The 14081-nt window shown below is 59.1% G+C and carries 13 protein-coding genes; 3 read left to right on the forward strand and 10 right to left on the reverse strand.

The genetic code is table 11. From position 1 onward, the window contains the following. Nucleotides 1-144: 144 nt before the first annotated feature. The 4 genes from Z945_RS0115940 to Z945_RS0115955 form a co-directional block, all read right to left on the reverse strand. Nucleotides 145-1032: a fructose bisphosphate aldolase gene (locus Z945_RS0115940; protein WP_025053098.1), complete on the reverse strand. Its 888-nt coding sequence runs from the start codon at nucleotides 1030-1032 to the stop codon at nucleotides 145-147. Between the two features lie 68 nt (nucleotides 1033-1100). After that, the gene (locus tag Z945_RS0115945) at nucleotides 1101-2453 is read right to left on the reverse strand and encodes a cytochrome P450 (protein WP_025053099.1); all 1353 of its coding nucleotides are present in this window, start codon (nucleotides 2451-2453) and stop codon (nucleotides 1101-1103) included. Next, a complete protein-coding gene (locus Z945_RS0115950; protein WP_025053100.1) occupies nucleotides 2450-3700 on the reverse strand; it encodes a hypothetical protein in 1251 nt (416 codons plus the stop codon). Before Z945_RS0115950 ends, Z945_RS0115945 begins: the two co-directional genes overlap by 4 nt. A 60-nt stretch (nucleotides 3701-3760) precedes the next feature. Continuing rightward, on the reverse strand, nucleotides 3761-4513 hold the full coding sequence (locus Z945_RS0115955) for a cytochrome c biogenesis CcdA family protein (RefSeq protein ID WP_025053101.1): 753 nt from the start codon (nucleotides 4511-4513) through the stop codon (nucleotides 3761-3763). Between the two features lie 92 nt (nucleotides 4514-4605). Between Z945_RS0115955 and Z945_RS0115960 the strand changes: the two genes are divergently transcribed. Next, nucleotides 4606-4833 (forward strand): sulfurtransferase TusA family protein, encoded by a 228-nt coding sequence (locus tag Z945_RS0115960; RefSeq protein WP_025053102.1) that lies wholly within the window; start codon nucleotides 4606-4608, stop codon nucleotides 4831-4833. Between the two features lie 63 nt (nucleotides 4834-4896). On the opposite strand, the gene Z945_RS0115965 is transcribed toward Z945_RS0115960, so the two are convergent. After that, nucleotides 4897-7752 carry an Rne/Rng family ribonuclease gene (locus tag Z945_RS0115965; RefSeq protein WP_025053103.1) on the reverse strand — a complete coding sequence of 952 codons (2856 nt, stop codon included), beginning with the start codon at nucleotides 7750-7752 and terminating at the stop codon, nucleotides 4897-4899. 556 nt (nucleotides 7753-8308) lie between these two features. On the opposite strand from Z945_RS0115965, the gene Z945_RS0115970 reads away from it, so the two are divergent. Continuing rightward, nucleotides 8309-8605 carry a hypothetical protein gene (locus Z945_RS0115970; RefSeq protein ID WP_025053104.1) on the forward strand — a complete coding sequence of 99 codons (297 nt, stop codon included), beginning with the start codon at nucleotides 8309-8311 and terminating at the stop codon, nucleotides 8603-8605. Nucleotides 8606-8712: 107 nt separating this feature from the next. Here Z945_RS0115970 and Z945_RS0115975 read toward each other — a convergent pair whose 3' ends face one another. Genes Z945_RS0115975 through purC form a run of 5 tightly spaced genes read right to left on the reverse strand, consistent with a single transcriptional unit; the run spans nucleotide 8713 to nucleotide 13551 of the window. Next, nucleotides 8713-10047: a sigma-54-dependent transcriptional regulator gene (locus Z945_RS0115975; protein ID WP_025053105.1), complete on the reverse strand. Its 1335-nt coding sequence runs from the start codon at nucleotides 10045-10047 to the stop codon at nucleotides 8713-8715. Nucleotides 10048-10053: 6 nt separating this feature from the next. Further along, nucleotides 10054-11811 (reverse strand): sensor histidine kinase, encoded by a 1758-nt coding sequence (locus Z945_RS0115980; RefSeq protein WP_025053106.1) that lies wholly within the window; start codon nucleotides 11809-11811, stop codon nucleotides 10054-10056. Nucleotides 11812-11848: 37 nt separating this feature from the next. Further along, nucleotides 11849-12517: a phosphoribosylformylglycinamidine synthase subunit PurQ gene (gene purQ, locus Z945_RS0115985; protein ID WP_025053107.1), complete on the reverse strand. Its 669-nt coding sequence runs from the start codon at nucleotides 12515-12517 to the stop codon at nucleotides 11849-11851. Then, complete coding sequence (purS, locus tag Z945_RS0115990; RefSeq protein ID WP_025053108.1) at nucleotides 12517-12747, reverse strand: phosphoribosylformylglycinamidine synthase subunit PurS; 231 nt, start codon at nucleotides 12745-12747, stop codon at nucleotides 12517-12519. The genes purQ and purS overlap by 1 nt, the downstream gene beginning before the upstream one ends. Nucleotides 12748-12789: 42 nt before the next feature. After that, nucleotides 12790-13551, reverse strand: a complete 762-nt coding sequence (purC, locus tag Z945_RS0115995; protein ID WP_025053109.1) for a phosphoribosylaminoimidazolesuccinocarboxamide synthase — start codon at nucleotides 13549-13551, stop codon at nucleotides 12790-12792. A 161-nt stretch (nucleotides 13552-13712) separates the two neighbouring features. On the opposite strand from purC, the gene Z945_RS0116000 reads away from it, so the two are divergent. Beyond that, complete coding sequence (locus tag Z945_RS0116000) at nucleotides 13713-14030, forward strand: DUF1476 domain-containing protein (protein WP_025053110.1); 318 nt, start codon at nucleotides 13713-13715, stop codon at nucleotides 14028-14030. Nucleotides 14031-14081 lie beyond the last annotated feature (51 nt).

Genomic DNA, 14081 nt, shown 5'->3' on the forward strand with positions numbered 1-14081 from the left:
CATGAGTTGAAACGCCGAGGCTTTCACGCGGTAGAGAACGCCAGCCAGATCGTGATCTTTTGCAATCAAGAACCGCTCCAACGCTTCTAATAATCGTTTTCTTTCAAAGGAAACGGTCGGAAACTTTGAAAGTTCCCGATCTTTTTAAGCTACCGATGCGTCATAAATTTTGCCAATGTTCGCCCCAAGCGCTGCGTTGAATTCCGCATCCGACATAGACACGTTCAACCCTTCAGTCAGCGCACGCGAAAAGCTGGCGATCATCTTGTGATTACGGGCCAAACGCGCCGATGCTTCGTCGACCGAATATCCGCCCGACAAAGCCACAACGCGCAGCACATTCGGGTGATCCGACACCGTGTCATAAAGCCCCACCTGCTCAGGCAAGGTCACCTTCAGCATCACAAGTTGGTCTGCATTCAACCCGTCCAGATGACGCTGCAAAGAAGCCGCGAGCAGGTCTTCGGCCGCTGCTTTGCTGTCCGAGTGGATGTTCACTTCGGGTTCGATAATCGGCACCAGACCTGCGGCGCAAACAGTCTTGGCGACCTCGATCTGCTGGGCCACAACAGCATCAATCCCGTCCGCATCAGCACTGTGAATGACCGAACGTTCCTTGGTACCGAATATGCCCGCCTTGGCGGCACGTGCCAGCAGCGCATCCAGATCCGGCATCGGTTTCAGCAGTTGCACACCCTGAGCTTCGTCTTCCAACCCTTTGTCAATTTTGAGAAAAGGCACCACGCCCCGGTCTTCCCACAGCACATCTGCTACGAGCTTGCCATTGATCTGACCATCCATCGTCCGCTCAAACAGGATCGCGCCGATCACCTTGTCAGAGGTAAAAGCATCGGCCAGAATGATCCGCGCCCGCATGTCATGCATGGCCTGAAACATGGCTTCTTCACCGTCATAATCCGACGGCTCAACACCATAGAGGCTCAGCGCTTTGGGGGTCGATCCGCCGGATTGATCCAATGCCGCGATAAAGCCTTTGCCACTTTGCATCTGCGCCTTTTGTGCTGCGTTCATTGGTTTTCCTCGCGTTGAATGATTCCGTTTGTCTGTTTCTAAATGAAGCCCGCCCAAGATGGTAGAACCTACCGTCGTTCTAACCGCAGCCAGATGCCCTGCGCGGACCGCACGGTCAGATGCGCCACTGGTACCGGCATCTGCGCAGGGTCGGCGGTCACGCGGAAATCGCGCAGGATCCGTGAGAGGATCAGAGGCCCTTCGATCATCGCAAAACCCGCACCTGTACAGACACGCGTGCCAGCGGAGAACGGAATAAATGCCTCGCGTTGGCATTTCTGGCCGTTTTCCGTCTGCCACCGGGTCGGGTCAAAGCCATCGGGGTTGTCCCACAGCCGTTCCTGCCGGTGCAGATGCCAGGGGCTGATCACAATTTGCGACCCCGCCCTTACCTCACGGTCGCGAAACCGTTCGGGACAGGCTGCCTCGCGGACCATCATCGGCACGGGTGGGTAGAGGCGCAGTGTCTCGCGGAACACATCACGGCTCAGGCGCAGCTTGGACATCACCGCAAAATCGCAGGTGTCCAATGCTTGCGCCTCCCCTGCCAGACGCTCTTGCCACTCAGGGTGGGTCGCCATCAAATAAAGCGCCCAGGCCAGGGCAGACGCGCTGGTTTCATGGCCCGCCAGAAAGAAGATCGCCACCTGATCGACCATCTCGGCCTCATCAAAACCATTGCCCGTCACCGGATCGCGTGTCGTGATGATCTTGGTCGCCAGGTCATCCGGCGCATCGCCACGTGCAACCGACTGCATCCGTGCGCGGGTCAGTTCCGTAATCAGCGCCCGAATTTTTGCAGCACTCGCTTTGGTACCCTTGCGGAAAAATCGTGGTATCCAGCGCGGCAGCGGTAGAAATGCCGCGAGGTTCAGCAAAGGCTGAGAGCGTTGATAGACCCGAAACTCGTCAAAGACCGCCCGGGCCAGATGGTGCTCGATGGGGATAGAGAACAACGTGCGAAAGATCACATCGGCAGCGGCGTGACTGGTCTCGGCCTCAATTTCGATCATCTTCCCTGCTTGCGTGTCCAGTCGCGCCACTGCTGCTTCGGCCGCGTCCCACATGGCGGGGAACGTATCGCGCAAGCGCCCCCCTTCGAATGCGGGATCAATGATACGCCGCTGGCGTTTCCACGTCTCTCCATTGGTCAGAAAGACCGAATTGCCCAAAAGCGGACGCAGCCCCTCGCCGATGCGGCCGGACTTTGGAAAATCGTCGGGTCGGTCCTTCAGCACCGTTTTCACCAGATTGGGCTGGTTGATCATAAAGCTACGGAAGAACGGCGTTTTGAATTCCGCCATCCACGCCCGGTACAGGCGCGCGGGCTGGGCCGAGAGGATATCCTGCCGGAACAGCTTGGCATACCGCCAAAGCGAGACCTTATTCGGGCGGCTGGCCGGTTTGGGCGGCAGGGTCATGCGGCGACAGAGGTGTATTTGCTGACCGCATGGTCAATGCGCGACCTGCTGGGGGTACGCCCGGCATAACGCTCCCCCAGGGCCAGCGGCCCCGCGGTGATCTGGAAATAATCATAATCCTTGGGCCGGTCGAAAGCACAGAGGTACTGAAAATGGAGGCGGAAGAACCGCCAACGCAGTTCTTTCCAGCGCGCGGGTGACAGGGTTTGGGTGAAGGCCGCAGAGAACACCAGCGGCCACTTCTTACCCGCCGGGGCCACGCCCGATACCGACACCGGATCGCACAGCGCAAAGGCGCAGCCGTCTCCGGGGGCCGTCACATCCACCCAGGTCAGCGCGTCGCGGGTGCTGAGATATTGCAGATCGGCGCGGAGGCGATGGGCCTCTGACAAGAAGGATACCATCGGCACGACTTGCCCAAGGGTGAGAAAGGACAGCGCGGGTCCGGTCTCGGGCACCCTGCCCTGACGGATCAGATCGGCCATGATCGACACGCCCAGATGTGCGCCCGAAGAATGACCGACGACCAGCACTTCATCCACATCGCTTTGCAATGCCGCTGCGATTGTATCAGTGAAAACCGCGATGCGCGTCTCCAGTTCGGGCGGATTGGCCCCGCGCGAGGAGGCGGAATAGGAATAGTCATGCATGAGGTAATAAGCAAAGAACATGCCGTCTTTTTTCTTGAACCAGCGCAACAGTGTGATGCCCGCTGCAAGGCCACCACCTGCACAAATCGCCATCAAAAACACGTAGGGCAAAGACAGGTCCAGCAAGACAACCAGAACGGTCAACAAGATGCGAAACACCGCAATGCCAAGGCCGATGGCGATCCCGAGTTGCAGGAGCAGCATTCCCACCGGATAAAGCGCCGCGATCACCGGCCCCTTGCGCAGCTTCATCAACCGCCACAACGCCCCTGATGCGATATAGACCCAGGCCGTCCGCACCAATTGCAGGTAGGTCGCGGGGATCGATGTGCTCATGCTGTCGCGTACAATATCCGACCAGACCAGCACCTCGACTTCCGCGTGTACCTCCGCGCCATTCATGTGCGCATCCACGGACCAGCCATAGTTCGCCCCCTTTGGCGCGGGTTTCAGACCGATCTCATATCCCGAAATCTCGGCCTGCGCGGCACCTTCCTTGCGATATAGCTCGCGGTAGCGGCGCGGGTGAATAGGGTCATAGCCGGGGATATAAAATACCCGGCGTTTCGCCACCTGCGTTGATCCTGAACTGCCCATGCTGCCCTCTTGTCGGCATTTTGCGAAGGTATAGCAAGGATTTCGGGCAAGACTATGGCGTCAGCCAAGGGTGGAAAGCACCGGGAAGGTATCGAGCAGCCAGAAGGCCAGCGAAGTGAATGCCCCGGTGATCATCATAATGCCGACAAGCACCAGCAGGCCACCCATGACCCGTTCGATCGTCTTCATATGCGGCTTGATCCGGTTCATCACCCCCATGGCGCGGGTGATGAACATCGCGACCAGCAGGAACGGGATGCCCAGACCGGCGGCGTAAATGCCGAGCAGCAACGTCCCCTTCGCGACCGATGCCTCTGACGCGGCAATCGACAGGATGGCCCCCAACTGCGGCCCGATACAGGGCGTCCACCCGAAAGCGAAGGCAAGGCCAAGGACGTAAGCCCCAAAGCTGGACCCGCCCTTGTCGCCCGCGTCCAACCGAGCTTCCTGGTCAAGGAAGGGAATGCGGAAGACGCCGAGAAAATGCAGGCCGAAAATAACAATCACAACGCCTGAGACACGGGCGAAAAGCACTTGATTTTGCAAGAAAAACGCGCCGAACGCGGAGGCAGTGAAACCGAGGATCAGGAAGACCGTGCTGAGCCCCATTACAAAGAACAGCGCTGCGATCACTGCCTTGCGACGCGCCGAAGCGACGGAGGACATATCATTCAGGGTGACACCGCTCATATAGGCCAAATAGGGTGGCACGATGGGCAACACGCAGGGCGATAAAAAGCTGATAACGCCTGCTACCAGAGCGATCAACATAGCAGGCATCAGGCCAGCGTCGATGAGTTCAATTCCAAACATGCGGCATACCTAATCCGCTTCGCGTCCCGCGTCACGCGCCCAATAGTCACAAGCCTGTGGACGCGGTGTAACAACTGCCTTATTTGCCGCCTATGACCATTCACGATCTAGATGCCACGGGGCTTCTGTGCCCCCTGCCCGTGCTGAAACTGCGTAAACGGTTGGCCGGGATCGACACCGGTGATTGCATGCGCCTGCGGGCCGATGATCCGGCGGCAATAGTCGATGTGCCGCATTTTTGTACCGAGGCCGGTCACGCGCTGGTCGAGACGTTGGATGAAGGCGATGCCCAGGTCTATCTTGTGCGCAAGGGCGGCTAGGGCTGCAAACGCAAAAGGCAGACCCCGAAGGGCCTGCCTTTGATACCTGACCGATCCTGAACCTTAGCGGCCCAAAGACCACCAGCCCTTTTTCTTGGGCTTCTTGGCCACTTCTTCCTTCACCACGTCTTCGGTTTTGACCGGTGCAGGCTCTTCTGATGCGGCGGCTGGTGCCGGTGTGGGCACCTGCGTTGCTGCCTCAGCGGCCGGGGCCTCTGCAATAGGTGCAGGTGCTTCAGCCTCAGCCTTGGGCGCGGCTTTTGGCTTGCGTGTGGTCTTGGGCTTGGGCTTCGCTTTCGGCTTTTCCTCTGCGGCAACCTCACCCTCAGCCGTCTCCGCCTTCGGCTTTGGCTTGGCCCGACTGCGGGTGGTTTTAGGCTTCTCGGCCTTGGCTTCCTCCGCCTGCGGCGCGGCATCCGCCGGCGCATCATCAGCTTTGGCCTCTTCTGCCTTTTTCGCCTTGGTCGAGCGTGAGCGCGTAGTCTTGGGTTTGGCTTTGGGTGCCTCCTCCTCAACCGCTTCGGTCACAGGCTCTGCCGTCTTGGCATCTGCATCAACGGATGTTTCCGCCTCGACTTTTGCTTTCGACTTCGACGTGCTCGAGCGGCTACGGCTGCGGGTTGTCGGCTTCTTCGGCGCGTCTTCGTCCTTTGCGCCCTCACCAGACTTGGCGTCTACCGGTTCTTTCTCTGCATCAGAAGTGTCATCACCGTTCTGAGCTTCCGAAGACCGGTTTTCGTTGTTCTGGTTATCGTCCCCGTTATCGCCATTGCCGTTGCGGCCACGGCCCCCACGGCTGCGACGCCGACGACGGCGGCGCTTGGGCTTGCCCTCGCCATCCCCGTCATCGTGATTGTCCGACCGGTTGTTGTCGCGCTGCCCGTTGTCATTGTTTTTGGCAGTCTCCGCCTCTTCTGCTGCATTCTCTGCAGCTTCGGCAGCGGCGGCGGCCTGGGCATCATCCTCGTCGATCTTGTCCATCAGCGAGGTGTCTACCGACACCACATGATCGCCTGCCACAGGAACGTTGCGGGTGGCCGTCTTGAACTTCTCCATCGAGAAATCCGGGCTAACCAGATGCGGATCCCCTTCGATGCGCACGGCCATGCCGTAGCGTGCCTCGATCTGGGCCACGTGCTCGCGTTTGGAATTCATCAGGAAGTTGGCGATGCCCACAGGTGCCTTGATCAACACCTCGCGGGTACGGCGGCGGGTGCCTTCTTCTTCCATCTGGCGGATGATCGACAGCGCAAGACTGTCATCGGACCGGATAAGACCCGTACCGTGGCAAGCATGACAGGGCTGCGTTGTCGCCTCGATCATGCCGGGACGCAGACGCTGGCGTGACATTTCCATCAAACCAAAGCCCGAGATGCGGCCTACCTGGATGCGCGCGCGGTCGGTCTTGAGCTTGTCCTTCATCATCTTTTCGACGGCGGTGTTGTTGCGCCGCTCATCCATGTCGATGAAGTCAATCACAATCAGACCCGCAAGGTCGCGCAGGCGCAACTGGCGTGCCACTTCGGCGGCGGCCTCGAGGTTGGTCTTGGTCGCCGTCTGCTCGATGCTGCCTTCCTTGGTCGCCCGGCCCGAGTTCACGTCGATGGCGACCAGTGCTTCGGTCACACCGATCACGATGTAGCCACCCGACGGCAGCTGCACCGTTGGATTAAACATGCCCGCCAGATAACCTTCGACCTGATAGCGCGCAAAGAGCGGCAGGCCTTCTTCATAGCGTTTCACGTTTTTGGCGTGGGACGGCATGATCATTTTCATGAAGTCCTTGGCGATGCGGTAGCCGCGCTCGCCTTCGACAAACACTTCGTCAATCTCGCGGTTATAAAGGTCGCGGATCGAGCGTTTGATCAAATCGCCTTCTTCGTAGATTTTCGCGGGTGCGATCGACTTCAACGTCAGCTCTCGAATCTGCTCCCACAGGCGCTGAAGGTACTCATAGTCGCGCTTGATCTCGGCACGGGTGCGCTTGGCCCCGGCGGTGCGTACGATCAGGCCCGCCCCACGGGGCACGGTGATCTCGTTCGCGATTTCCTTGAGCTTCTTGCGATCGGCGGCATTGGTGATCTTGCGGCTAATGCCACCGCCACGCGCCGTGTTGGGCATCAGGACGCAGTAGCGACCGGCCAGTGACAGATAGGTGGTCAGTGCGGCACCCTTGTTGCCGCGCTCTTCCTTGACGACCTGCACCAGCAGGATCTGGCGGACCTTGATGACTTCTTGAATCTTGTACCGCTTGGGCCGGGGCTTGCGCACCGGGCGGATGTCTTCGCTGTCGTCCTCATCCGCTACGGATTCGATGCTCTCGTCTTTCGAGGTCGCATCGGACCCCTTCTTGTCGCTGTCGTCATCGTTCTCGTCGCCGTCATCGTCTTCACCGGACTGGGGAGTCTCGACCGGTGATTCCGGCACCCGCTCCATCGGAGAGGATGCCTCGTCATCGCGGACTTCAACTTCGTCGTCATCGCCCAGATCAACGGTTTCCATGCCTTCGATGTCAGTGGAGGTCTTGGCGTCATCCGACACGGCATCCTCTGCCTTGGGCTTGGCACGGCTGCGCGAACGCGAGCGTTTCTTGGGCTTGGGCTCTTCATCGTCCTTGGCCTGCTGTTCGGCATAGGCGCGTTCTTCTTCCAGCAGCGCCTGACGGTCGGCCACGGGGATCTGGTAATAATCAGGATGAATTTCCGAGAAAGCGAGGAAACCGTGGCGGTTGCCGCCATAGTCCACAAAGGCCGCCTGCAAGGACGGCTCTACGCGCGTCACTTTGGCGAGGTATATGTTGCCAGCTAGCTGGCGTTTGTTCTCTGATTCAAAATCGAATTCCTCGACCTTGTTTCCGTCAACCACCACAACGCGGGTTTCTTCCGCGTGGGTGGCATCGATAAGCATTTTCTTAGGCATAATTCCACTATGCACAGCGCATGCGCCAGCCTGCGCCCCGGTGGGGCGAGCGACGTTGCGGTGTGACTTGTCAGGGCGATGGGTGACGGCGCAAAAACAGCTTGTAGCAGATCGTGGCCCGGAAGGGCCTGCCGTTTTCTGCTCAATACGTCTGCGCGCGTCATCGCGGTTCTTCTCCGACACGGACCATGCCATCGGCATGCCGCATCCATTATATACTGCATCCTTTTCAGGGGCTTACCCTGTCAGGTGTCAGCGGTTCTCTGGCCGTTTCCGGCCCAATCGGTCTGCCTGCGTGCCCATCGAAGGGGCGGCCACCGGCAGCGAAACTGTCAACAGATGCGCCTTTTACGCCAAAGCGCGGCATCATCCGTACAACCTAGATAAGGGCTTTGGACTGCCAAAGACAATGGTCAATCTGAGTAGACTGCCGCAAAACCGTTACATCTGCTGCTTTACTTGACAAAATCGATCACTTCAGGCTCATCTGGCGCAAATTAAACGTATCGTATGCACCGGCGCGACCAGCCCCGGATCAAGACCCAAAGGACCACATATGAACCACACACTGCGCGCCGCCCTTGCTTTTTCCGTGTTGGCCCTTGCCGCCTGTGACGAGTTGGCCCTCGCCAATGATCCGGTCGCTCTGGCCGATCTGCGCGGTCAGAAAAGCTGTATCGCAGCAGTGGCGGGCGAAACCGGTGCCAGCGGTGTGGCGATCAACACCACCATCCCAGTGGTCGAACTGAACCGGTTTATCGTCGATGTGCCAGGGGCGAAACCCAGCCGCTGGACCTGTGTCACTGATGCCAATGGCAAGGCGACCGAGATCGTGCAGCGCCGCAACGGCTAGTCTCCGGTCTACAGCGACGGGAGGTGCCCGTCGCCGATCTTTCTAGAATGGTTTGTTACGAGGCATTCTTGCGCGGTCATTCGCAACAACTACACCCTCAACAGTCGTTAAAGATAATCGGACCGATGAAGCCCGTACTTCGCCATCTTTTCGTTCAACGTCCGGCGCGGCAGGCATAGCTCGTCCATGACGCTGGCAATCGAGCCTTTGTGACGGCGCATGGTGTTGTCGATCAGCATCCGTTCGAATGCCTCGACATATTCCTTCAAAGGCTTGCCTTCGGTCGTCATCACTGGCTGCATCTCTTCGTGATCAGACATCAACAAAGACGCGATGGTGCCCGAACCGCGCCGCGATTGCAGCACGGCGCGTTCAGCGACATTGATCAACTGACGCACATTGCCGGGCCACGGGGCCTGCAACAATTGCGCGGCTTCCTGTGCGCTGACCTGCGGTGCCTCGCAGCCGTATTCTTCGGCGAATTGATCCGACAAACGCGTGAACAGCGTCAGAATATCCTCACCGCGCTGGCGCAGCGGCGGCACGGTAATGCGCAACGCAGCCAACCGGTAGAAGAGATCGGACCGCAGCGCATCCTCCGACGTGCGACCCGCTTCCTGCAGGTTCGAAATCGCGACAATCCGCGTTTCTGCCGGCGTGCCCTGCTCGTTAATCACGCTCAAGAGACGTGCTTGCAGCGTCTCTGACAACGCTTCGACATCTTCCAGCACCAAGGTCCCGCCACGGGCCTCTTCGATTGCGGGCAACTGCGCATCTTCTGGCTGCATCGGGCCGAACAAACGCTTGCTCAGCGCGTCTTCCTCGAACGCCCCACAGGAGACCAACACAAATTTCTTGCCCGCACGGCTGCCCACGGCGTGCAGCGCATGGGCGACCAATGTCTTGCCGGTGCCGGTTTCCCCGTCGATCAGCACATGACCGTCCGCCTGCCCCAGATCGAGGATATCCTCGCGCAACCGCTCCATCACCGGCGATTGCCCGATCAACTTTTTCATCAGCTGGCCGCCATCGCTCAACTCGCGACGCAGGGCGCGGTTGTCCATCACCAGACGGCGGGCATTGGTGGCCTTTTTCGCCAGCTCGCTCATCCGGTCGGGGTTGAACGGCTTTTCCAGAAAATCAAAGGCACCGACGCGCATAGCCTCAACCGCCATCGGCACATCGCCGTGACCGGTGATCATGATCACTGGCAGGGCGCTGTCATTGCCCATCAGTTTTTTCAGGAATTGCATCCCGTCCATGCCCGGCATCTTGATGTCGGAAATCACGATGCCCGGATAGTCGGGCCCCAGTGTTTTCAACGCGTCCTCGGCCGAGCCGAATGTTTCGGTGTCATACCCCGAGAGGGCCAGCCATTGGCTGATCGACTGACGCATGTCCTGTTCGTCGTCGACAATCGCGATCTTCATTGCCTGAGCCATTGAGGTCTACTCCGCTGCTTCAATCGTGTTCTGTTCGCCCAAGAGAGGCAATTGCATTTCAAATACCGCGCCACCCGCCTGTCCGTTGCGGGCCGTCAGCCGTCCGCCAAGGTCGTTTACGATCCCCGAAGAGATGGCAAGCCCCAAGCCCACCCCGTCACCGGGCTGCTTGGTGGTGTAGAACGGCTCGAACAGCGCATCGAGGTCTTCGATGCCGGGGCCATTGTCGCGCACAGTAAGCGAGGCAATCTCTCCGGCGGTCAGAATGATCTCGACCGTTGGGTTCCGTGTCGATTTGGTGGCATCGAGGGCATTGCGCAAGAGATTGACCATCACTTGTTCGATGCGCATCCGGTCGCCCATAACGATCACAGGCTCATCCGGCAGGATCCGTGCAATCTGGACCTGCCGCTGGCGCAGCTGCGGTTCCATCATCGACAGGCTGGAGGCCAGGGCTGCGCCCATATCTACAGGGGAAAACGCCTCTTGCCCCTTGCGGGCATAGGACTTGAGCTGGCGTGTGATCGCGCCCATCCGCTCAATCAGGTCGTCAATACGGCCAAAGGAGGAGAGCGCCTCGTCAGGGCGGTTGCGACGCAAGAGCAATCGCGCGCCGGCCAGATAGGTTTTCATCGCTGCCAAAGGTTGGTTCAACTCGTGACTGACGGCCGCGGACATCTCGCCCAAAGCGGCCAGTTTGCTGGATTGCTCCAGCGTCTGTTCCGCCACGGCCAGCGTCTCTTGCACGCGCTTGCGTTCAGCGATTTCCCGCTGCAAAGCCTGGTTCAATGCGCGAAGTTTGGCCGACTCCCGCTGGAAGATCGCCAGCCTGCCCGCTGTGCGGCGGCTGAGAAAATAGAATGTCAGGGCCAGCAGAATCGCAAAACCCATCACTTCCAGCGCCAGCACCCCGTTCACCCTTTCGCGCACGGATTCGTAGGTGGTGAAACTCGTCATCCGCCAGCCCCGGAAAGGGATCCGACTTTCCAAGCGCATGACAGCCTCACCTTGCAGATAGGCATCGGGTGGCAGCGCGGTCCAATCGGCTGTCGCCTTGATCGCGCGTTCAATGGCGTTTTGCGGCGGGACATTGGCCAGAGCTTCGACTTCGGTCAGACCCCGCCAGCGTGGCGAGGTGGCCAGAATGATCTCACCAGTGCTGTCCGTGACAATCACCGCGTCCGAAATACCGGCCCAAGCCCGTTCAAACTTTTGCAGGTCTACTTCGACGGCAATCACACCAAGCGTATCACCCCCGCTCACGATGCGGCGCGAATAGGTGAATTTATAGCCGGAGCCATCCAGTTTGATCGTACTGAAAATCGTGGCATTGGCGCGGATAGCATCGACGAAATAGGCTGCCGACCGGTGGGAGGACCCAAGCCTGTTGCGGTCGGTGGCCGCAACCGTGCGCCCATCGGTATCAAACAACATCAGCGAGGCCGCGCCGATTTCCTCGACAAAAGAAATCAACCGCTGTGTGGAAAGGGTATAATCAGCCGACCCCAGCGCCGAGATCAGCGTTGGATCGCGGGCCAAGAGCTGCGGCACAATGGCGTTTTGGCGCAATTCGGAGAGCAGGTTGCCGCTGTACAGCGCGATCCGCAGTTCGGCGCGGTTGCGGGTGCTTTCTGTGAAACGGTCCGTCAGCAGCTTGTTGGTGACCGAAATCACCACCACGGCGACCAGCATCAACACCCCCACGGCAAGGCGCAGACGCCAGGAGTTGTTCAGCCCCGAAGGAAGGTCGCCGGTCTGTGTCATACGCGCGACTCTAGCGGTCGCGGGCAGCGCACTCAAGTCACGCGGTTGTCAGCGCCGCCGCCAATGCGCGGAAGAGCGCCACCCCGTCCGTGCCGCCATGCCCTGCATCCGCTGCGCGTTCGGGATGCGGCATCATGCCCAACACACGGCGGTTGTCAGACAGGATGCCTGCAATGTCATACTGCGCCCCGTTCGGGTTCTCGGTGTAGGTAAAGGCGATGCGATCCTCGTCCTTCAACCGGGCCAGCGTCGCGTCATCTGCAAAGTAGTTGCCGTCATGGTGCGCAATCGGAATATCAATCACATCGCCCGCGTTGTAGCCTTCGGTAAAAGCACTGTTCGATGTCTCGACCCGCAGGCCGACAGTCTTGCAGATGTATTTCAGGCCCGCATTACGCAGCAGCGCTCCGGGCAGGATGCCCGTCTCGGTCAGTACCTGAAACCCGTTGCAGATGCCCAGGACATAGCCGCCCCGATCCGCATGGGCCTTGACCGATTGAACGATGGGCGATTGTGCAGCGATGGCCCCGCAGCGCAGGTAATCGCCATAGGAAAACCCGCCCGGCACCCCAACGATATCAACGCCTTGCGGCAATTCGCTGTCCTTGTGCCATACCATATCGACCTGCATGCCCGCCGCCTTGAAGGCGACAGCAAGATCGCGGTCACAATTGGACCCGGGAAAGACGATGACAGCTGCACGCATCAGGCCATTTCCACCGAATAGGATTCGATCACCGTGTTCGCCAACAGCTTTTCGCACATGGCGGTCACATCGTCTTCCGTTGCGTCCTCGGCCAGATCAAGTTCGATCACCTTGCCCTGCCGGACGCCGTTGACGCCTTCAAACCCAAGCGCGCCCAGCGCGTGGCGCACCGCCTCGCCCTGGGGGTCGAGGACTCCGTTTTTGAGCATCACGTGAACCCGTGCTTTCATGGTAGATTTCCCCGTGTTGGTGCCCCGCCCAAGTGGCAGGCGTCAGTTGATCAAGGTCGGTTTGGTTATCGGCGTCGAGGTCTTGGGCATCACGCCCAGCCGCTTGGCCACTTCGGTATAGGCGTCCGTCAGCGAGCCCAGATCGCGGCGGAACACATCCTTGTCGAGCTTCTGGCCCGTTTCGATGTCCCACAAACGGCAGCTGTCGGGGCTGATCTCGTCCGCGATGATCAGGCGCATGAAATCTCCGTCATAGACACGGCCCACTTCGATCTTGAAGTCGACCAGTTTAATTCCGACGGCCATCATCACGCCCGACAAGAAATCATTCACCCGCAGTGCAAGGCTCAGGATATCATCCATGTCCTGCTGGCTGGCCCAACCAAAGGCGGCGATATGCTCTTCGGTGACCAGCGGGTCACCAAGGCTGTCGTCCTTGTAGCAATATTCGACAATCGGGCGCGGCAGCTGTGTGCCTTCCTCGATCCCGAGCCGTTTGGACATGGTGCCCGCCGCATAATTGCGCACGATCACTTCCAACGGGACAATCTCGACCTGGCGCACCAGCTGTTCGCGCATGTTCAGACGTTTGATGAAATGCGTCGGTACGCCGATCTGATTCAGCCCGCTCATAAAATACTCGGACAGACGGTTGTTCAGCACACCTTTGCCTTCGATCACGTCCTTTTTCTCGGCGTTAAAGGCGGTTGCATCATCCTTGAAGTATTGCACTATCGTGCCCGGTTCGGGGCCTTCATAGAGGATCTTTGCCTTGCCTTCGTAGATTTTCTTGCGCCGTGCCATTGGCTTCCTTTCAGAATGAGGGCTCGGGCGGGCTCCGCAAGCCGGTTGACGGTCTCTTAGTCTATGGTCATGCATGCTGCAAGCGTGGCGCCACATCTTGTTTGGGCGTGGGCGTGTATACATTTAATACACCACAGTAATCACAACCAGAAGGACAAGCCATGAGCACGATGAAAGACCGCGAGAACGCATTCGAGAACAAATTTGCCCATGACGCGGAAATGCAATTCAAAGCCGAGGCGCGGCGCAACAAGCTTTTGGGACTATGGGCCGCTGATCTGATGGGCAAAACGGGCGATGATGCCGCTGACTATGCCAAAGAGGTTGTGAAGTCCGATTTTGAAGAAGCCGGGGACGAGGATGTGTACCGCAAGGTGGCGGGCGATCTGGGCGGCAAGGCGGACGAGGCCACGATCCGCAGCCAGATGGTCGCGCTGATGGCACAGGCCAAAGCGCAGATCATGGAAGAATCGGCCTAACTCCCTTTCCTGCAAACACCGTAAAATTTGATGCGCCTTTCTGTCAGAAGA

It is taken from the genome of Sulfitobacter noctilucae, assembly GCF_000622365.1.
Lineage (GTDB): Bacteria > Pseudomonadota > Alphaproteobacteria > Rhodobacterales > Rhodobacteraceae > Sulfitobacter > Sulfitobacter noctilucae.

Excerpts from the sequence above, each read along its gene's own strand:
- Z945_RS0115975 (WP_025053105.1), bottom strand. The coding sequence starts at position 10,047 with ATGGCTCAGGCAATGAAGATCGCGATTGTCGACGACGAACAGGACATG.
- purC (WP_025053109.1), bottom strand. The coding sequence starts at position 13,551 with ATGGCACGGCGCAAGAAAATCTACGAAGGCAAGGCAAAGATCCTCTAT.
- Z945_RS0115980 (WP_025053106.1), bottom strand. The coding sequence starts at position 11,811 with ATGACACAGACCGGCGACCTTCCTTCGGGGCTGAACAACTCCTGGCGT.
- Z945_RS0115955 (WP_025053101.1), bottom strand. The coding sequence starts at position 4,513 with ATGTTTGGAATTGAACTCATCGACGCTGGCCTGATGCCTGCTATGTTG.
- Z945_RS0115970 (WP_025053104.1), top strand. The coding sequence starts at position 8,309 with ATGAACCACACACTGCGCGCCGCCCTTGCTTTTTCCGTGTTGGCCCTT.
- Z945_RS0115950 (WP_025053100.1), bottom strand. The coding sequence starts at position 3,700 with ATGGGCAGTTCAGGATCAACGCAGGTGGCGAAACGCCGGGTATTTTAT.
- Z945_RS0115945 (WP_025053099.1), bottom strand. The coding sequence starts at position 2,453 with ATGACCCTGCCGCCCAAACCGGCCAGCCGCCCGAATAAGGTCTCGCTT.
- Z945_RS0115940 (WP_025053098.1), bottom strand. The coding sequence starts at position 1,032 with ATGAACGCAGCACAAAAGGCGCAGATGCAAAGTGGCAAAGGCTTTATC.
- Z945_RS0115960 (WP_025053102.1), top strand. The coding sequence starts at position 4,606 with ATGACCATTCACGATCTAGATGCCACGGGGCTTCTGTGCCCCCTGCCC.
- purQ (WP_025053107.1), bottom strand. The coding sequence starts at position 12,517 with ATGCGTGCAGCTGTCATCGTCTTTCCCGGGTCCAATTGTGACCGCGAT.
- Z945_RS0116000 (WP_025053110.1), top strand. The coding sequence starts at position 13,713 with ATGAGCACGATGAAAGACCGCGAGAACGCATTCGAGAACAAATTTGCC.
- Z945_RS0115965 (WP_025053103.1), bottom strand. The coding sequence starts at position 7,752 with ATGCCTAAGAAAATGCTTATCGATGCCACCCACGCGGAAGAAACCCGC.
- purS (WP_025053108.1), bottom strand. The coding sequence starts at position 12,747 with ATGAAAGCACGGGTTCACGTGATGCTCAAAAACGGAGTCCTCGACCCC.